The sequence below is a fragment of the Pseudomonas onubensis genome (genome assembly GCF_965653655.1).
Lineage (GTDB): Bacteria > Pseudomonadota > Gammaproteobacteria > Pseudomonadales > Pseudomonadaceae > Aquipseudomonas.
The window spans coordinates 47315-60770 of sequence record NZ_CBFHAZ010000010.1 but is presented as its reverse complement, the minus strand read 5'-3'; the positions used below and the strand labels follow the sequence as shown (position 1 = coordinate 60770).

The window sequence follows — 13456 nt, the reverse complement described above, 5'->3', positions numbered from 1 at the left end:
GGATCAATTGTCACTGGCGCAACCAATGCCTTGCACCTGGTAGTCCAGCACATGTTCGCGGTCCTGGGAGTCGAGGTATTTGAGTTGCGCCGGAACGATCCCGCATTGGCCGTAGGTGTCGGTGCTCGACAGCACTTTGGCCACGTCCAGGTGCACGAAGAAGCCGGTTTTGTCGTGGATCACGTTAGCGTCCGGGGCGGTGTCGGCAGCGAACGCAGAACCGGTGGCAAGCAAAGCGGCAAAGCCCAAGATAAACAGTTTCATGGCACTAACTCTCTTTAAGGGTTGGCTGCCGGGGTTGGCAGTGAGTTCACAGTAACCAGGCACCCCAAACAGCCAACCAACAGGATGATGACAAGTTTGTAATGCGTGGCTTACGGCTGGCGGCCGGACGCTTCAAGGATCAGGTCGGTGATTTCCTTGGCGTGGGACACCAGCGACAAATGGCTCGAAGGCAGTTCAATGGTGGTGGCGTTCATGCGCTTGGCCAGAAACCGCTCCAGGTCCGGATTGATGGTCTGGTCATTGCTCGACACTGCGTACCAGGACGGCTTGGTGTGCCAGGCGGCATTCACCGTGCGGCCGCTGAACAGGGTCTTGGCGATCGGCTGTTGCACCGCGAACAGCTCCAGGGCTTTGGCGCGCGGTACGTCGGCGGCGAAGTACTTGAGGAAGGCGTCCTGGTTCAGCGTCAGGTAACCGTCGTGTTCGACGACTCCGGCGCGCACCGGCGTGCTGGGGTACTTGGCAGACAGGGCGACGAAGTCTTCATTGGCGTCCGGTGCGCGGGCGGCCACATACACCAGCGAGCTGACCTTGGGGTTCGCCCCGGCGTCGCTGACCACGGTGCCGGCGTAGGAGTGGCCGACCAGCACGGTAGGGCCGTCCTGTTGATCCAGCACGCGGTTGGTGGCGGCGACGTCATCGGCCACCGAAGTCAGTGGGTTCTGTACGGCGGTCACATGCAGCCCGGCGGCCTGCAGGCGCGTGATCACCTCGGACCAGCTCGAGCCGTCAGCCCAGGAACCGTGCACCAGCACCACGTTGTTGGCTTTGACCGGCGCGACAGTGCCGGCCATGGCGGTGCCGGTACCCAGCATCAACAGGCTGGCGGCGATCAGGCAGAGTTTGCTGGCAGGTTTCATCGTGCGGGCCTTCATCATCAGTGGGAAGTTGTGCCACCCGGTGTGGGTGACTGACGACGCCACTGTATGAAGCGAGGGTGCTGACAAGACTTACAGGTTCATTACAAACCTGTAATCCAAGCGCCAGGTCCGCCAGCTGCTGCTGGCGTTTACAAGCGAGAAGGTGACCCGTAGATTGCATCGGGCCGATTATTTGTTACCGCCGATGAGGAAGCCACGCAGTGTCCATCCGAGGTCCAGCCGTATTTACCCAACGTTACCGCGCCTTCCTGTTCGATATGGACGGCACCCTGCTCAACTCCATCGCCGCCGCCGAGCGTGTATGGAGCATCTGGGCTGAACGCCACGGTCTGGAGGTGGCGGCGTTCCTCGCCACCATTCATGGCGCACGGGCCATTGACACCATTACCCGTCAGGCGCTGCCAGGTGTGGATCCCGAAGCTGAAGCGCAGTGGATAACCGAGGCGGAAATCAACGATGTCGAGGGCGTGGTGGCGATTGCCGGTGCCGTCGAGTTTTTGAGTGGCCTGCCTGGCGATCAGTGGGCACTGGTCACATCTGCACCCAGGGAACTGGCGTTACGGCGCCTGGCTGCGGCAGGCATTGCACCCCCAGCCGTGCTGGTGACCGCCGAGGATGTTGCCAGCGGCAAGCCGGATCCTGCCTGCTACGTGCTGGGCGCCCAGCGTCTGGGGGTGCCGGTGCAAGAGTGCCTGGTGTTCGAAGACGCTGCGGTGGGGATTCGCGCCGGGGAGGCGGCCGGCGCGGATGTGCTGGTCGTCACCGCAACTCACCTGACGCCCATCGTCACGGCGCATGCCAGCATTAATGACTATAAGCGGCTGCAGGTTATGCGCGACGCAGAAGGCAAGTTGCGCTTGCAGCGTGTGGAGGACTGAAACGAAAAAGCCGAGCCCGTTACCGGTCTCGGCTTTGTGCGCAGGAAGGGGCGGGGGGCGGTGCCTGTGGTCGGCCGCTCTTGATGCCTCGGCGCGATAGCACCATTTCTTTGAGAATCTCATTGGCAAGCCGGGCAATTGCCTCTGCACCCCGGTAGTGCGCGCGCACGATGCCGGTAATCGCGAAATGGTCGGTTTCCGGGCCGCTGAGGATGGCGGAAAGCGTGCCGTCAGCGTGCAACGTACAGGTAATTTCATAGCTGGGTAAGCGTGCCGCCAAAGCAGCTTCGATTTGGGATTTACTGAGGGTGTCCATCTGCCTTAATGCCTTTGACTGACCGTGCAAGCCCAAGCATAGATCCTGCCGCAGGCCTGTAAATACCGGCGATCTGATAGCAGATTAGCGGCCATCATCGTGCAGTCTTCGGGTGCTCGCGTTGCTCGGCACGCTGGCATAATTTGCGCAGAATGGCTTTCTGGATAGGCTGCAGACAGAACACGAACAGATAGCCGCACAGGAAGAGTGTCAGGTCCAGCGACGAGCGTTTAACGGGGTCACTGACTGTTTCAATCTCAAACCTCACGCCATATCCCAGCACCACGAAGGCCAGCCCTATGAGCAGGGCGATCCCCCAGGACTTGGAGACAAGCGGCTGTTTTGCAATCGGCCTCATCGACGTGCTCCTGAACGCACACTGATGGTAGGGTTATAGTCAGGAGATTCGGCCGCAAATTACGCAACAAGTTCCAGACGTCAAGACAGTTTCATCTTGCAGCGTAGCTGAAAGCATAAAGCAAGCCGGTCATGCGGGAAGCGCGAGCGGGCGGAAGGGTTTTCGCCAGCCATCACAGTGAACGAAAAGGCTGGCTACTGAGTGAAACGTCAAGGAGTCTGGTTTTTGTCCGGAGCTGTCAGGCCAGCCTGAATGCGCTGGTAGATCTCCTCGCGATGCACGGCAACGTCCTTGGGTGCGTTGATGCCGATTCGTACTTGCTGGCCGCTGACGCCCAGGATGGTGATCGTAATGTCATCACCGATGTTTATGCTTTCACCAACTTTGCGGGTGAGTATCAGCATGGACTTCTCCTTGATTACTTTTAAGGACACATGTTTCAGACAGGGCAGGTGTCGGATGTGTGTAGCTTACTGCTAAGCGCTTCCCTGTGACTGCCTCTTTTAGGACGCATAGAGGCGACATTAATTCCCATGGCGGCATCATACAGGTCTGCGATACATCATTCGCATTGTTTAAGCCAACGTTTATGACGGCCAGAATAGACAGTGAATGATAAAGTTGCCTCTTTATCCTTAAAGGAGCAGGGCAGTGCGTAAAGTAGCGATGGCAATTGCGGTGTTGGCGTTGGCCGGTTGCGGTGAAGGTAAACCGGTCGACGCCCCCAAGGCCAAGCCTGCCGTGACCGAGAGCCAGCCACAAACCGGGGCGATTGCCGCTCAGGAATGGGACGTGTGGGTAGGCCCGCCGGGCCATAAGCTGCAAGCAATCACCGACCTGACGGCCTGGTTGCTCGAACATGGATTCAACTTTTATATCGTCAAGACAGACGGCAAGGACGAGGTGTATCTCGGCCCGTTCGCGAGCAAGGCCGAGGCTGAAGCCAAGCAGGCACTGCTGACCGAAAAGCTCGCACGTGCCAAGAAAAACGATACCGAATCAGAGGTTGTCGAGCACAAGTCTGCGCAATAACCCGCAGCGTGGGCGGCAAACCCGCCCACGCTCAACCGCAGGTCTTAAGGTTTACCGGGCCGACGAACTCGTTACCACGCCCCATCACACACGCCACGGTCTGGTTGCGCTGGCGTTCCCAGGGTTGCACCGGGTAGGTCTTGTTCCAGGCTTCATACAACTGTCGGTCCTGTTTAGACAGGCGCAAGCCGTATTGTTTACTCATGTAAAAATACGTTCGAGCGATCATTCCGCGAATGGACGGGCGCGGCATGACTTTTTTGGCCTTGAAATCCACCTGGGTCAGGCATGAACCGTACTGCCCACGTTGCGCCGGCAGCCAGCCAAAACTGAAGTTGTTACGGTCGCCGTTGACCTCGCCGATGCTCGGCACCAGGTTGTGCAGGTCCGCCTCGGCGCGTTTGAACACATCATCATGACGCGTACAGTTTTTGCGCCCGCCGGTTTGCCAGCACTGGCGTTGATGCCCGATTTGCCAGGCCGGGACGATATGTTCCCATTCGATGCGTGCGGCACGGTTGGCATTTTTGCGCGGTACGTAACCGCAGGCTTTCAAATCCACGCGGTTGCCGGTGTATTTACAGCCACAGTAGAACTCCGTGGATTGCGGGGCGTAGAGCTTCCAGGCGACTTTCTTGGCCTCGCTGAAGGTTCGAGGCGCCTGGGCGTGGGCTGTAACGGCAAAAAACAGGCAAAAAACAGCAATAAAACGGCAACTCATTGAATCAATCTTCCTTCGGCACAACCCAGAAAATTTGCACGCCGTCGTCATCCCGGTAGGCGAGGGTGACGTTGTCGTTCTCCGCAATCTCCTCCAGCAAACGCGCCCATTCGTCCTCCGGCTCATTCGGCAGGCGGAAGATCAAGGCAGCCTTGGCTTTTTGGGCATTGGTCGAATTGATGATTTTTTGCACGCGAACGGCAAGGCGTGCGTACGCGTCGGGGGTTGGCGCTGCGGAAGAGGACGTTGCCACGGAGTATTCCTTAGTGTGCTGTACGGGCATACAGTATTTAACTGTTACGATTTTCGCAACTGCTTAAAATTCAGGAGGTTTGTCTGGCAGCGTTTTCAGCGAGGTAATACAGCGCGGGGAGTCGTATCGAGGTGCAAGAGGAGAGGTAGAAGCGGGTTAACCCGCCTCTACCCGTGTTACCGGGGATCAGTACTCCCAGAACATCCGTTGCAGCTCTTTGCTGTCCTGGGTCTTGGTCAGGGCAACCATCGCCAGAATCCGGGCTTTTTGTGGGTTCAAGTCATGTGCGGCGACCCAGTCGTACTTGTCGTCAGGCTGTTCAGCATTGCGCAGAACGAAGCCGCCGGCATTCACGTGGGAAGAACGAATGATCTGTACGCCCTGCTTGCGCAGTTCCTGCAGGGCAGGCACCACCTTGGAAGACACCGAACCATTACCGGTACCGGCATGGATGATGGCTTTGGCGCCGGCCTGGGCCAGGGCTTTGACGGCAGTGTCGCTCACGTTGCCGTAACCGTAGGCGATTTCAACGTCCGGCAGGCTCTTGATGGTCTTGATGTCGAATTCCGAATCCATGGTGTGACGCTTGGCAGGCAAGCGGAACCAGTAGGATTTGCCTTCAACCACCATGCCCAGCGGGCCCCATGGGCTCTTGAATGCTTCGGTCTTGATGTTGATCATTTTGCTCACGTCGCGACCCGATTGGATCTCGTCGTTCATGGTCACCAGCACGCCCTTGCCGCGCGCGTCTTTGCTGCCGGCCACGGCCACGGCGTTGTACAGGTTGAGCATGCCGTCCGCCGACATGGCGGTGCCTGGGCGCATGGAGCCGACTACCACGATTGGCTTGTCGGTTTTTTCCACCAGGTTGAGGAAGTAAGCGGTTTCTTCCAGGGTGTCGGTACCGTGGGTGATCACGATGCCGTCCACATCCTTGCTGTCGGCCAGCTCGGCAACACGGCGACCCAGCTGCAGCAGGTTTTCGTTGTTGATGCTTTCGGACGCAATTTGCATTACTTGTTCGCCGCGTACGTTGGCGATCTGACTAAGCTCAGGAACGCCGGCGATCAGTTGTTCGATGCCGACTTTGGCCGCCTGGTAGGTGGCACTGTTGGCCGCACTGGCGCCGGCGCCAGCAATGGTGCCGCCCGTGGCGAGGATCACCACGTTGGACAGTTTGGTCTTGGTTTCAACTTCCTTTGCCTGAGCGGCAACGGGGAACAGCAGCAGGAGGGCGAGGGCCCCAGGAACGAAGGTTTTCAGTGCAGATTTCATTATTTTTCTCTCTGGTTTTTGATGAGTGCTGGTGCAGATTCATCTAGAACACCCGGGCAGTTCTGAACGCCGCGAGGTGCTGAGAAAGAGCAGGATTTGTACCAAGCTGATTGTGTGCGTGGATATAAATTAACGTGTTGATTTAAAACAACTTACGTTGGTTTTTTGGGTTGGAGTGGGCAACGCTCGTCCGGCTTTCCGAACAGCGGGACAGTATTGCGTTCGGTTGTCCGAAAATCATGATGGAATATGGGTCTGAACCTGTGTGACAGCAGCGTCACAGTCTGTCGTTTTAGAGAACGATCGGGTGAGGGCGATGTTTAACCACTGCGAGGGCAGGTGGCTTTGATGAAAGACGTTTTTCAGCCGTTGACAAATCTCGACAAGGTTCTCATAGTTTGATCAACGCAAACGTTTGCGAGATGTTTCATAGTGCAAGCGTTGCTCACAATAATCATAAGATCGGAGTGAACCCATGAAGCTGCCATTTGCTGGACGTCTTCTTGCTGTCGCTGTGCTTGCTGCCGCATCCGCTGCTCTGCCCCTTTCCTCTGCTTTTGCCGATGACGCCGCCGCCAAACCCAAGGTCGGCCTGGTGATGAAGTCCCTCGCCAACGAATTCTTTGTGACCATGCAGGACGGCGCCAAGAAGTATCAAAAAGACCACGCCGCTGATTTCGACATGATCACCAACGGGATCAAGAACGAAACCGATACCAGCGCGCAGATCGATATCGTCGACCAGATGATCCTCGCCAAAGTAAACGCCATCGTGATTGCTCCGGCTGATTCCAAGGCGCTGGTTACTGTGTTGAAAAAAGCCTCGGATAAAGGCATCAAAATCGTCAACATCGACAACCGCCTGGACGTCGATGTGCTGAAAAGCAAATCCCTGGATATTCCGTTCGTTGGCCCTGACAACCGCAAGGGCGCGCGCCTGGTCGGTGAAGAACTGGCCAAGCACCTCACCAAGGGTGATGAAGTCGCCATCATCGAAGGTGTATCCACCACCACCAACGCCCAGCAACGTACCGCAGGTTTCAAGGATGCGATGGATGCCGCTGGCATGAAAATCGTTTCTACCCAGTCGGGTGAGTGGGAAATCGACAAGGGCAACTCGATTGCCGCGGCGATGCTCCAGGCAAACCCGAATATCAAGGCACTGCTGGCCGGGAACGACAACATGGCACTGGGCGCCGTCTCCGCCGTGCGTGGCGCAGGCAAGGCCGGCAAAGTACTGGTTGTAGGCTACGACAATATCGAAGCCATCAAGCCGATGCTGCAAGACGGCCGTGTACTCGCGACGGCCGATCAGGCTGCTGCTCAGCAAGCGGTATTCGGTATCCAGAATGCGCTGAAGCTGGTCAAGGGTGAAAAAGTCGACGCGGTTGACGGCATGATCGAAACCCCGGTCGAACTCGTCCTCAAGAAGTAATCCTGGCAGCACCCAACAGCGCCCGCTCGTCCTGAGCGGGCGCCTGGAGATTTTCCTATGTCATCTTCCGCCCCGAACGCTGTCCTCTCGGTCAGCGGTATCGGCAAGACCTATGCCCAGCCGGTGCTGTCCGACATCACCCTGACGCTCAATCGCGGGGAAGTGCTGGCACTGACCGGTGAGAACGGCGCAGGTAAAAGCACCTTGTCGAAAATCATCGGCGGGCTGGTCACGCCGACCACCGGGCACATGCAGTTCAATGGCCAGGATTACCGTCCGGGCAGTCGCACCCAGGCTGAAGAGCTGGGCGTGCGCATGGTCATGCAGGAACTCAACCTGCTGCCGACCCTGACCGTGGCCGAAAATCTGTTCCTGGACAACCTGCCCAGGAACTGCGGCTGGATCAACCGCAAGCAACTGCGTAAAGCTGCGATCGAAGCCATGGCCCAGGTGGGTCTGGATGCGATCGACCCGGACACATTGGTTGGTACGCTGGGCATTGGTCATCAACAGATGGTAGAGATCGCTCGCAACCTGATCGGCGACTGCCATGTACTGATCCTCGACGAACCCACGGCCATGCTCACCGCCCGTGAAGTCGAGATGCTCTTTGAACAAATCACCCGTCTGCAGGCTCGGGGCGTGGCGATCATTTATATTTCACACCGCCTTGAAGAGCTCGCCCGTGTAGCCCAGCGCATTGCCGTGCTGCGTGACGGCAAACTGGTCTGCGTCGAGCCGATGGCCAACTACAACAGCGAGCAGTTGGTGACCTTGATGGTCGGCCGCGAGCTGGGTGAGCATATCGACCTTGGGCCGCGCACCATCGGCGGTCCGGCCCTGACGGTCAAGGGCTTGACCCGTTCGGACAAGGTTCGCGATGTGTCCTTTGAGGTGCGTGCCGGCGAGATCTATGGCATTTCCGGCTTGATCGGCGCCGGCCGCACTGAATTGCTGCGTCTTATCTTCGGTGCCGACCTGGCCGACAGCGGCACTGTGGCCCTGGGTTCTCCAGCCCAGGTGGTGAGTATTCGCTCGCCGGTGGACGCGGTCGGCCATGGCATCGCGCTGATCACCGAAGACCGCAAGGGCGAAGGCTTGCTGCTGACCCAATCCATCAGCGCCAACATTGCCTTGGGCAACATGCCGGAAATCTCCGGTGGCGGCGTGGTCAACAGCCGCGACGAAACTGCCCTGGCCAAGCGTCAGATCGACGCCATGCGCATCCGCAGCTCCAGCCCGGCGCAGTTGGTATCCGAGTTATCGGGCGGCAACCAGCAGAAGGTCGTGATTGGCCGCTGGCTGGAGCGCGACTGCGCGGTAATGCTGTTCGATGAGCCGACTCGCGGTATCGACGTCGGCGCCAAGTTTGACATTTATGCCTTGCTCGGCGAATTGACGCGCCAGGGCAAAGCGCTGGTGGTGGTATCGAGTGACCTGCGCGAACTGATGCTGATCTGCGATCGCATCGGTGTGCTGTCCGCCGGGCGCTTGATCGAGACCTTCGAGCGCGACAGCTGGACCCAGGACGAATTGCTCGCCGCCGCCTTTGCCGGCTATCAAAAACGTGACGCGCTGCTCAATGACGCAGTGCTTAGGGAAACCCCATGAAAACCACCTCTTCCCCGGGCAAAACCGGCGGCAACTTCTACGGCCTGGGCACCTACCTGGGGCTGGCCGGCGCCTTGCTCGCGATGATTGCGCTGTTCTCGGTGCTCAGCGACCACTTCCTGTCCTATGACACTTTCAGCACCCTGGCCAATCAGATTCCGGACCTGATGGTGCTGGCGGTGGGCATGACGTTCATCCTGATCATCGGCGGCATTGACCTGTCGGTGGGCTCGGTGCTGGCATTGGCCGCTTCGGCGGTCAGCGTGGCGATTCTGGGTTGGGGCTGGAGCGTCTTGCCGGCGGCGTTGCTGGGCATGGGCTGCGCGGCGTTGGCGGGCACCATCACCGGTTCGATCACGGTGGCCTGGCGCATCCCGTCGTTTATCGTGTCCCTTGGCGTGCTGGAAATGGCGCGTGGCGTGGCCTACCAGATGACGGGCTCGCGCACCGCCTATATCGGTGACTCTTATGCCTGGCTGTCGAACCCGGTGGCGTTCGGGATTTCGCCGTCGTTCATCATTGCCCTGTTGGTAATCATCGCTGCGCAGTTGGTGTTGACTCGCACTGTATTCGGCCGCTACCTGATCGGCATCGGCACCAACGAAGAGGCTGTGCGCCTGGCTGGTATCAACCCCAAGCCCTACAAGATCCTGGTGTTCAGCCTGATGGGCCTCTTGGCCGGCGTGGCGGCACTGTTCCAGATTTCCCGCCTGGAAGCGGCGGACCCGAATGCCGGCTCCGGCCTGGAGCTGCAAGTGATCGCCGCTGTGGTGATCGGCGGCACCAGCCTGATGGGCGGGCGTGGTTCGGTTATCAGCACCTTCTTCGGTGTGCTGATTATTTCGGTACTGGCTGCCGGCCTTGCGCAAATCGGTGCGACCGAACCGACCAAACGCATCATTACCGGCGCCGTAATCGTGATTGCCGTGGTCCTCGACACCTACCGCAGCCAGCGCGCCAGTCGGCGGGGCTGAACCATGGCAACGATCAAGGATGTGGCCGCGCTTGCAGGTATTTCCTACACCACCGTGTCCCATGTGGTGAACAAGACGCGGCCGGTCAGCGAGCCCGTGCGCATCAAGGTGGAAGCGGCGATCAAACAGCTGGACTACGTGCCAAGCGCCGTCGCGCGCTCGCTCAAGGCCAAGACCACTGCGACCATCGGCCTGCTGGTGCCCAACAGCCTTAACCCGTATTTTGCCGAGCTGGCGCGGGGTATCGAGGATTACTGCGAGCGTAATGGCTATTGCGTGATCCTCTGCAACTCCGACGATAACGCCGAAAAGCAGCGCAGCTATCTGCGTGTGCTACTGGAAAAGCGCATCGACGGCCTGATCGTAACCTCGGTGGGCGGCGACGACAGTGGCCTTGCCGCAGGCTTGAGCGCAGTGCGCACGCCCATGGTGATTGTCGACCGCGCATTGGACGGCATTGATGTCGACCTGGTGCGCATTGACCACGAACAAGGCGCTTACCTGGCGACCCGGCATTTGCTGGAGCTTGGCCACCGCGACATCGCCTGCATTGGCGGCCCCAGCCATACCCGCGTGGCGCAGATGCGTCTGGCCGGTTATCACCGTGCGCTGCGTGAAGCGGGTGTGGACGTGGCGGCCAATCGCACCCAGGAAAGCGATTTCACCAGCACCGGTGGTTATGCCGCAGCGGTAAAACTGCTGTCGGAAAACCCGCCCAGCGCGATTTTCGCCAGTAACGATATGATTGGTTTCGGCGTGTTGCGTGCAGCAGCCGAACGCAACATCCGTGTGCCTGGCGAGCTGTCGGTGATTGGTTTTGACGATATTCAAATGGGCCGTTATGTGTACCCGGCGCTGACGACGGTCGGGCAGTCGATCGTGCAACTGGGCGAGACGGCGGCCGAGCTTTTACTGCGACGAATTGCAACACCCCAATTGCCGATCGATCAGCGCATCGTGACGCCGAGCATTGTTTTGCGTGAGTCGACGGCGCCATTTGCCGGTGTGTTCGCCCAATACCGCTGAACCGAATTGATGAGTACTGATGTATGCCAGCAAAAGTAGTGGTAATAGGCAGCTTGAACATGGACCTGGTCACCCGCGCCAGTCGCTTGCCGCGCGCCGGTGAAACCCTGGTCGGCCAGACGTTCTCCACCGTGCCGGGCGGCAAGGGCGCCAACCAGGCGGTGGCGTCTGCGCGCCTTGGCGCTGAGGTCGCGATGATCGGCTGTGTGGGCACGGATGCCTACGGCGCTCAATTGCTTGATGCGTTGCTGGTGGAGGGCATCGATTGCCAGGCCGTCAGCACGGTGGATGGCTCCAGCGGCGTGGCGTTGATTGTGGTGGATGACAGCAGCCAGAACGCGATCGTGATCGTGGCCGGCAGCAACGGTGAGCTCACGCCCGCGTCGTTGCAGGCCGCTGACGCGGTCGTGCAGGCAGCGGACGTTATTGTCTGCCAGTTGGAAGTGCCGATGGACACCGTTGGTCATGTGCTCAAGCGCGGTCGTGACTTGGGCAAGACCGTGATCCTCAACCCGGCACCGGCCAGTGGCCCGTTGCCGGAGGAGTGGTATACCTCGATCGATTACCTGATCCCCAACGAAAGCGAAGCCAGCGCCCTGAGTGGCGTGACGGTCGACTCCCTCGACAGCGCCAAGGTGGCTGCGACGCAGCTGCTCAAGGCGGGTGCCGGCAAGGTCATCATCACCCTTGGCGCCCAGGGCGCGTTATTTGCCGATGGCAAAGGCTTCGAGCATTTGCAGGCGCCCAAGGTCAAGGCGGTGGACACCACGGCTGCCGGTGACACCTTTGTCGGTGGCTTTGCCGCGGCGCTGGCCAATGGCAAAAGCGAAGCCGAAGCTATCCGGTTTGGCCAGGTCGCTGCCGCGCTGTCGGTCACGCGGGCCGGTGCGCAACCCTCTATTCCTACGCTGCAGGACGTACAAGGTTTTATGCCCTCATGAAAAAGACGCCATTGCTCAATATCGCGCTGTCGCGCGTGATCGCATCCCTCGGCCATGGTGACATCCTGGTGATCGGTGACGCCGGCCTGCCAGTGCCGCCAGGCGTCGAGTTGATCGACCTGGCGCTAACCCAGGGCATTCCGGATTTCATCAGCACCCTGCGCATCGTGCTCAGTGAAATGCAGGTAGAAAGCCACGTGTTGGCCGAAGAAATCCTGCTCAAGCAGCCAGCTGCGCTGACGCCACTCAATGTGTTGACCGAACAGGCCGCCTTGGGCGAGCGCCGTTTGGTCAGCCATGAAGAGTTCAAGCAGCTCAGCCGCAAGGCCCGCGCCGTGGTGCGCACAGGCGAGTGCCAGCCGTATTGCAATATCGCGCTGGTGTCCGGCGTCACCTTCTAGAGTTTCCCTACGACAAGGAGTGTTTCATGCAACGTGGTCTCCCAACCCTGAAAAACCTGTTTAGGAGTGTCCTGCTTTTGTCCGCACTCACCGCAGCCAGCGCCCAAGCGGCGGAAAAAATCGACCTGATCATCGACACCGACCCAGGCGCCGATGACGTCGTGGCGTTGTTGTTTGCCATGGCGTCTCCGCAGGAGCTGAGCATTCGTGCGCTGACCACCGTGGCCGGTAACGTGCGCCTCGACAAGACCTCCCGTAACGCACGCCTGGCCCGTGAGTGGGCAGGGCGCGAGGACATTCCGGTGTACGCCGGCGCGCCAAAGCCGATGCTGCGCACGCCGATCTATGCGGAGAATATCCACGGCAAGGAAGGTATTTCCGGTGTCGCCGTGCATGAACCGAAAAAAGGCCTGGCCGAAGGCAACGCCGTCGATTACCTGATCAAGACCCTGAGCACCGCCAAGCCGCACAGCATCACCATCGCCATGCTCGGCCCGCAGACCAACCTGGCACTGGCGTTGACCCAGGCGCCGGAGATCACCCAAGGCATCAAGGAAGTGGTGGTGATGGGCGGGGCGCATTTTAATGGCGGCAATATCACCCCGGTGGCTGAGTTCAACCTGTTCGCGGACCCGATCGCGGCTGAAATCGTGCTCAAGAGCGGCGTCAAGCTGACTTACCTGCCGCTGGACGTGACCCACAAAGTGCTGACCAGTGATGCGCGTCTGAAACAGATTGCCGACATCAAGAACAATGCGAGCAAGGTGGTGGGCGATATTCTCAATGAATACGTCAAGGGCGACATGGAACACTACGGCATCCCGGGTGGCCCGGTGCATGACGCTACCGTGATTGCCTACCTGCTCAAGCCGTCCCTGTTCAGCGGCCGTGAAGTCAATGTGGTGATCGACAGCCGCGAAGGCCCAACCTTCGGCCAGACCGTTGTCGATTGGTATGACGGCCTCAAGCAACCGAAGAACGCATTCTGGGTTGAGAACGGCGACGCCCAGGGCTTCTTCGACCTGCTGACCGAGCGCCTGGCACGTCTGAAGTAAAGCGTTTGCCGGTC

Annotated in this window: 17 protein-coding genes; 9 read left to right on the top strand and 8 right to left on the bottom strand. The window is 59.4% G+C overall.

All coding sequences use genetic code 11. From position 1 onward, the window contains the following. Window positions 1–3: 3 nt before the first annotated feature. On the bottom strand, window positions 4–264 hold the full coding sequence (locus ACTD9P_RS05735; RefSeq protein WP_056861265.1) for a DUF2790 domain-containing protein: 261 nt from the start codon (window positions 262–264) through the stop codon (window positions 4–6). Between the two features lie 110 nt (window positions 265–374). Next, complete coding sequence (locus ACTD9P_RS05730) at window positions 375–1145, bottom strand: alpha/beta fold hydrolase (protein ID WP_138814692.1); 771 nt, start codon at window positions 1143–1145, stop codon at window positions 375–377. 221 nt (window positions 1146–1366) lie between these two features. Between ACTD9P_RS05730 and ACTD9P_RS05725 the strand changes: the two genes are divergently transcribed. Further along, on the top strand, window positions 1367–2044 hold the full coding sequence (locus ACTD9P_RS05725; protein ID WP_438867000.1) for an HAD-IA family hydrolase: 678 nt from the start codon (window positions 1367–1369) through the stop codon (window positions 2042–2044). A gap of 19 nt (window positions 2045–2063) precedes the next feature. Here the strand turns inward: ACTD9P_RS05725 and ACTD9P_RS05720 are convergent, their stop codons facing one another. The 3 genes from ACTD9P_RS05720 to csrA all read right to left on the bottom strand — a co-directional run bounded on the left by ACTD9P_RS05720 (window position 2064) and on the right by csrA (window position 3122). Further along, window positions 2064–2360 (bottom strand): hypothetical protein, encoded by a 297-nt coding sequence (locus tag ACTD9P_RS05720; protein WP_438866999.1) that lies wholly within the window; start codon window positions 2358–2360, stop codon window positions 2064–2066. Window positions 2361–2454: 94 nt separating this feature from the next. After that, on the bottom strand, window positions 2455–2718 hold the full coding sequence (locus tag ACTD9P_RS05715) for a hypothetical protein (protein WP_200432886.1): 264 nt from the start codon (window positions 2716–2718) through the stop codon (window positions 2455–2457). Window positions 2719–2927: 209 nt separating this feature from the next. Beyond that, window positions 2928–3122, bottom strand: coding sequence for a carbon storage regulator CsrA (gene csrA, locus ACTD9P_RS05710; protein ID WP_003192511.1), 195 nt, complete (start codon window positions 3120–3122; stop codon window positions 2928–2930). A 262-nt stretch (window positions 3123–3384) separates the two neighbouring features. Here csrA and ACTD9P_RS05705 point away from each other — a divergent pair, with 262 nt between their 5' ends. Then, a complete protein-coding gene (locus ACTD9P_RS05705) occupies window positions 3385–3750 on the top strand; it encodes an SPOR domain-containing protein (RefSeq protein ID WP_438867027.1) in 366 nt (121 codons plus the stop codon). Window positions 3751–3781: 31 nt separating this feature from the next. Here ACTD9P_RS05705 and ACTD9P_RS05700 read toward each other — a convergent pair whose 3' ends face one another. The 3 genes from ACTD9P_RS05700 to ACTD9P_RS05690 form a co-directional block, all read right to left on the bottom strand. Further along, entirely contained in the window at window positions 3782–4471 is a 690-nt protein-coding gene (locus tag ACTD9P_RS05700; protein ID WP_438866998.1) for an endonuclease, read from the bottom strand. A gap of 4 nt (window positions 4472–4475) precedes the next feature. Further along, the gene (locus ACTD9P_RS05695; protein ID WP_438866997.1) at window positions 4476–4724 is read right to left on the bottom strand and encodes a DUF1654 domain-containing protein; all 249 of its coding nucleotides are present in this window, start codon (window positions 4722–4724) and stop codon (window positions 4476–4478) included. Between the two features lie 186 nt (window positions 4725–4910). Then, complete coding sequence (locus ACTD9P_RS05690) at window positions 4911–5999, bottom strand: asparaginase (RefSeq protein WP_056861272.1); 1089 nt, start codon at window positions 5997–5999, stop codon at window positions 4911–4913. Between the two features lie 475 nt (window positions 6000–6474). Between ACTD9P_RS05690 and ACTD9P_RS05685 the strand changes: the two genes are divergently transcribed. Genes ACTD9P_RS05685 through ACTD9P_RS05655 form a run of 7 tightly spaced genes read left to right on the top strand, consistent with a single transcriptional unit; the run spans window position 6475 to window position 13442 of the window. Beyond that, window positions 6475–7434 (top strand): sugar ABC transporter substrate-binding protein, encoded by a 960-nt coding sequence (locus tag ACTD9P_RS05685; RefSeq protein ID WP_438866996.1) that lies wholly within the window; start codon window positions 6475–6477, stop codon window positions 7432–7434. Between the two features lie 57 nt (window positions 7435–7491). Beyond that, window positions 7492–9045, top strand: coding sequence for a sugar ABC transporter ATP-binding protein (locus ACTD9P_RS05680; protein WP_065911833.1), 1554 nt, complete (start codon window positions 7492–7494; stop codon window positions 9043–9045). Continuing rightward, window positions 9042–10019: an ABC transporter permease gene (locus ACTD9P_RS05675; protein WP_017138769.1), complete on the top strand. Its 978-nt coding sequence runs from the start codon at window positions 9042–9044 to the stop codon at window positions 10017–10019. Before ACTD9P_RS05680 ends, ACTD9P_RS05675 begins: the two co-directional genes overlap by 4 nt. A gap of 3 nt (window positions 10020–10022) precedes the next feature. After that, the gene (locus ACTD9P_RS05670; RefSeq protein ID WP_438866995.1) at window positions 10023–11045 is read left to right on the top strand and encodes a LacI family DNA-binding transcriptional regulator; all 1023 of its coding nucleotides are present in this window, start codon (window positions 10023–10025) and stop codon (window positions 11043–11045) included. A 23-nt stretch (window positions 11046–11068) separates the two neighbouring features. Next, window positions 11069–11986: a ribokinase gene (gene rbsK, locus ACTD9P_RS05665; protein WP_438866994.1), complete on the top strand. Its 918-nt coding sequence runs from the start codon at window positions 11069–11071 to the stop codon at window positions 11984–11986. Beyond that, window positions 11983–12387: a D-ribose pyranase gene (gene rbsD, locus ACTD9P_RS05660; RefSeq protein ID WP_438866993.1), complete on the top strand. Its 405-nt coding sequence runs from the start codon at window positions 11983–11985 to the stop codon at window positions 12385–12387. The genes rbsK and rbsD overlap by 4 nt, the downstream gene beginning before the upstream one ends. Window positions 12388–12413: 26 nt before the next feature. Then, the gene (locus ACTD9P_RS05655) at window positions 12414–13442 is read left to right on the top strand and encodes a nucleoside hydrolase (protein WP_438866992.1); all 1029 of its coding nucleotides are present in this window, start codon (window positions 12414–12416) and stop codon (window positions 13440–13442) included. Window positions 13443–13456 lie beyond the last annotated feature (14 nt).

Coding starts and splice junctions, on each gene's coding strand:
- ACTD9P_RS05690 (WP_056861272.1), bottom strand. CDS start 5,999: ATGAAATCTGCACTGAAAACCTTCGTTCCTGGGGCCCTCGCCCTCCTG.
- ACTD9P_RS05670 (WP_438866995.1), top strand. CDS start 10,023: ATGGCAACGATCAAGGATGTGGCCGCGCTTGCAGGTATTTCCTACACC.
- ACTD9P_RS05675 (WP_017138769.1), top strand. CDS start 9,042: ATGAAAACCACCTCTTCCCCGGGCAAAACCGGCGGCAACTTCTACGGC.
- rbsD (WP_438866993.1), top strand. CDS start 11,983: ATGAAAAAGACGCCATTGCTCAATATCGCGCTGTCGCGCGTGATCGCA.
- csrA (WP_003192511.1), bottom strand. CDS start 3,122: ATGCTGATACTCACCCGCAAAGTTGGTGAAAGCATAAACATCGGTGAT.
- ACTD9P_RS05655 (WP_438866992.1), top strand. CDS start 12,414: ATGCAACGTGGTCTCCCAACCCTGAAAAACCTGTTTAGGAGTGTCCTG.
- rbsK (WP_438866994.1), top strand. CDS start 11,069: ATGCCAGCAAAAGTAGTGGTAATAGGCAGCTTGAACATGGACCTGGTC.
- ACTD9P_RS05700 (WP_438866998.1), bottom strand. CDS start 4,471: ATGAGTTGCCGTTTTATTGCTGTTTTTTGCCTGTTTTTTGCCGTTACA.
- ACTD9P_RS05730 (WP_138814692.1), bottom strand. CDS start 1,145: ATGAAACCTGCCAGCAAACTCTGCCTGATCGCCGCCAGCCTGTTGATG.
- ACTD9P_RS05720 (WP_438866999.1), bottom strand. CDS start 2,360: ATGGACACCCTCAGTAAATCCCAAATCGAAGCTGCTTTGGCGGCACGC.
- ACTD9P_RS05735 (WP_056861265.1), bottom strand. CDS start 264: ATGAAACTGTTTATCTTGGGCTTTGCCGCTTTGCTTGCCACCGGTTCT.
- ACTD9P_RS05715 (WP_200432886.1), bottom strand. CDS start 2,718: ATGAGGCCGATTGCAAAACAGCCGCTTGTCTCCAAGTCCTGGGGGATC.
- ACTD9P_RS05685 (WP_438866996.1), top strand. CDS start 6,475: ATGAAGCTGCCATTTGCTGGACGTCTTCTTGCTGTCGCTGTGCTTGCT.
- ACTD9P_RS05705 (WP_438867027.1), top strand. CDS start 3,385: ATGGCAATTGCGGTGTTGGCGTTGGCCGGTTGCGGTGAAGGTAAACCG.
- ACTD9P_RS05680 (WP_065911833.1), top strand. CDS start 7,492: ATGTCATCTTCCGCCCCGAACGCTGTCCTCTCGGTCAGCGGTATCGGC.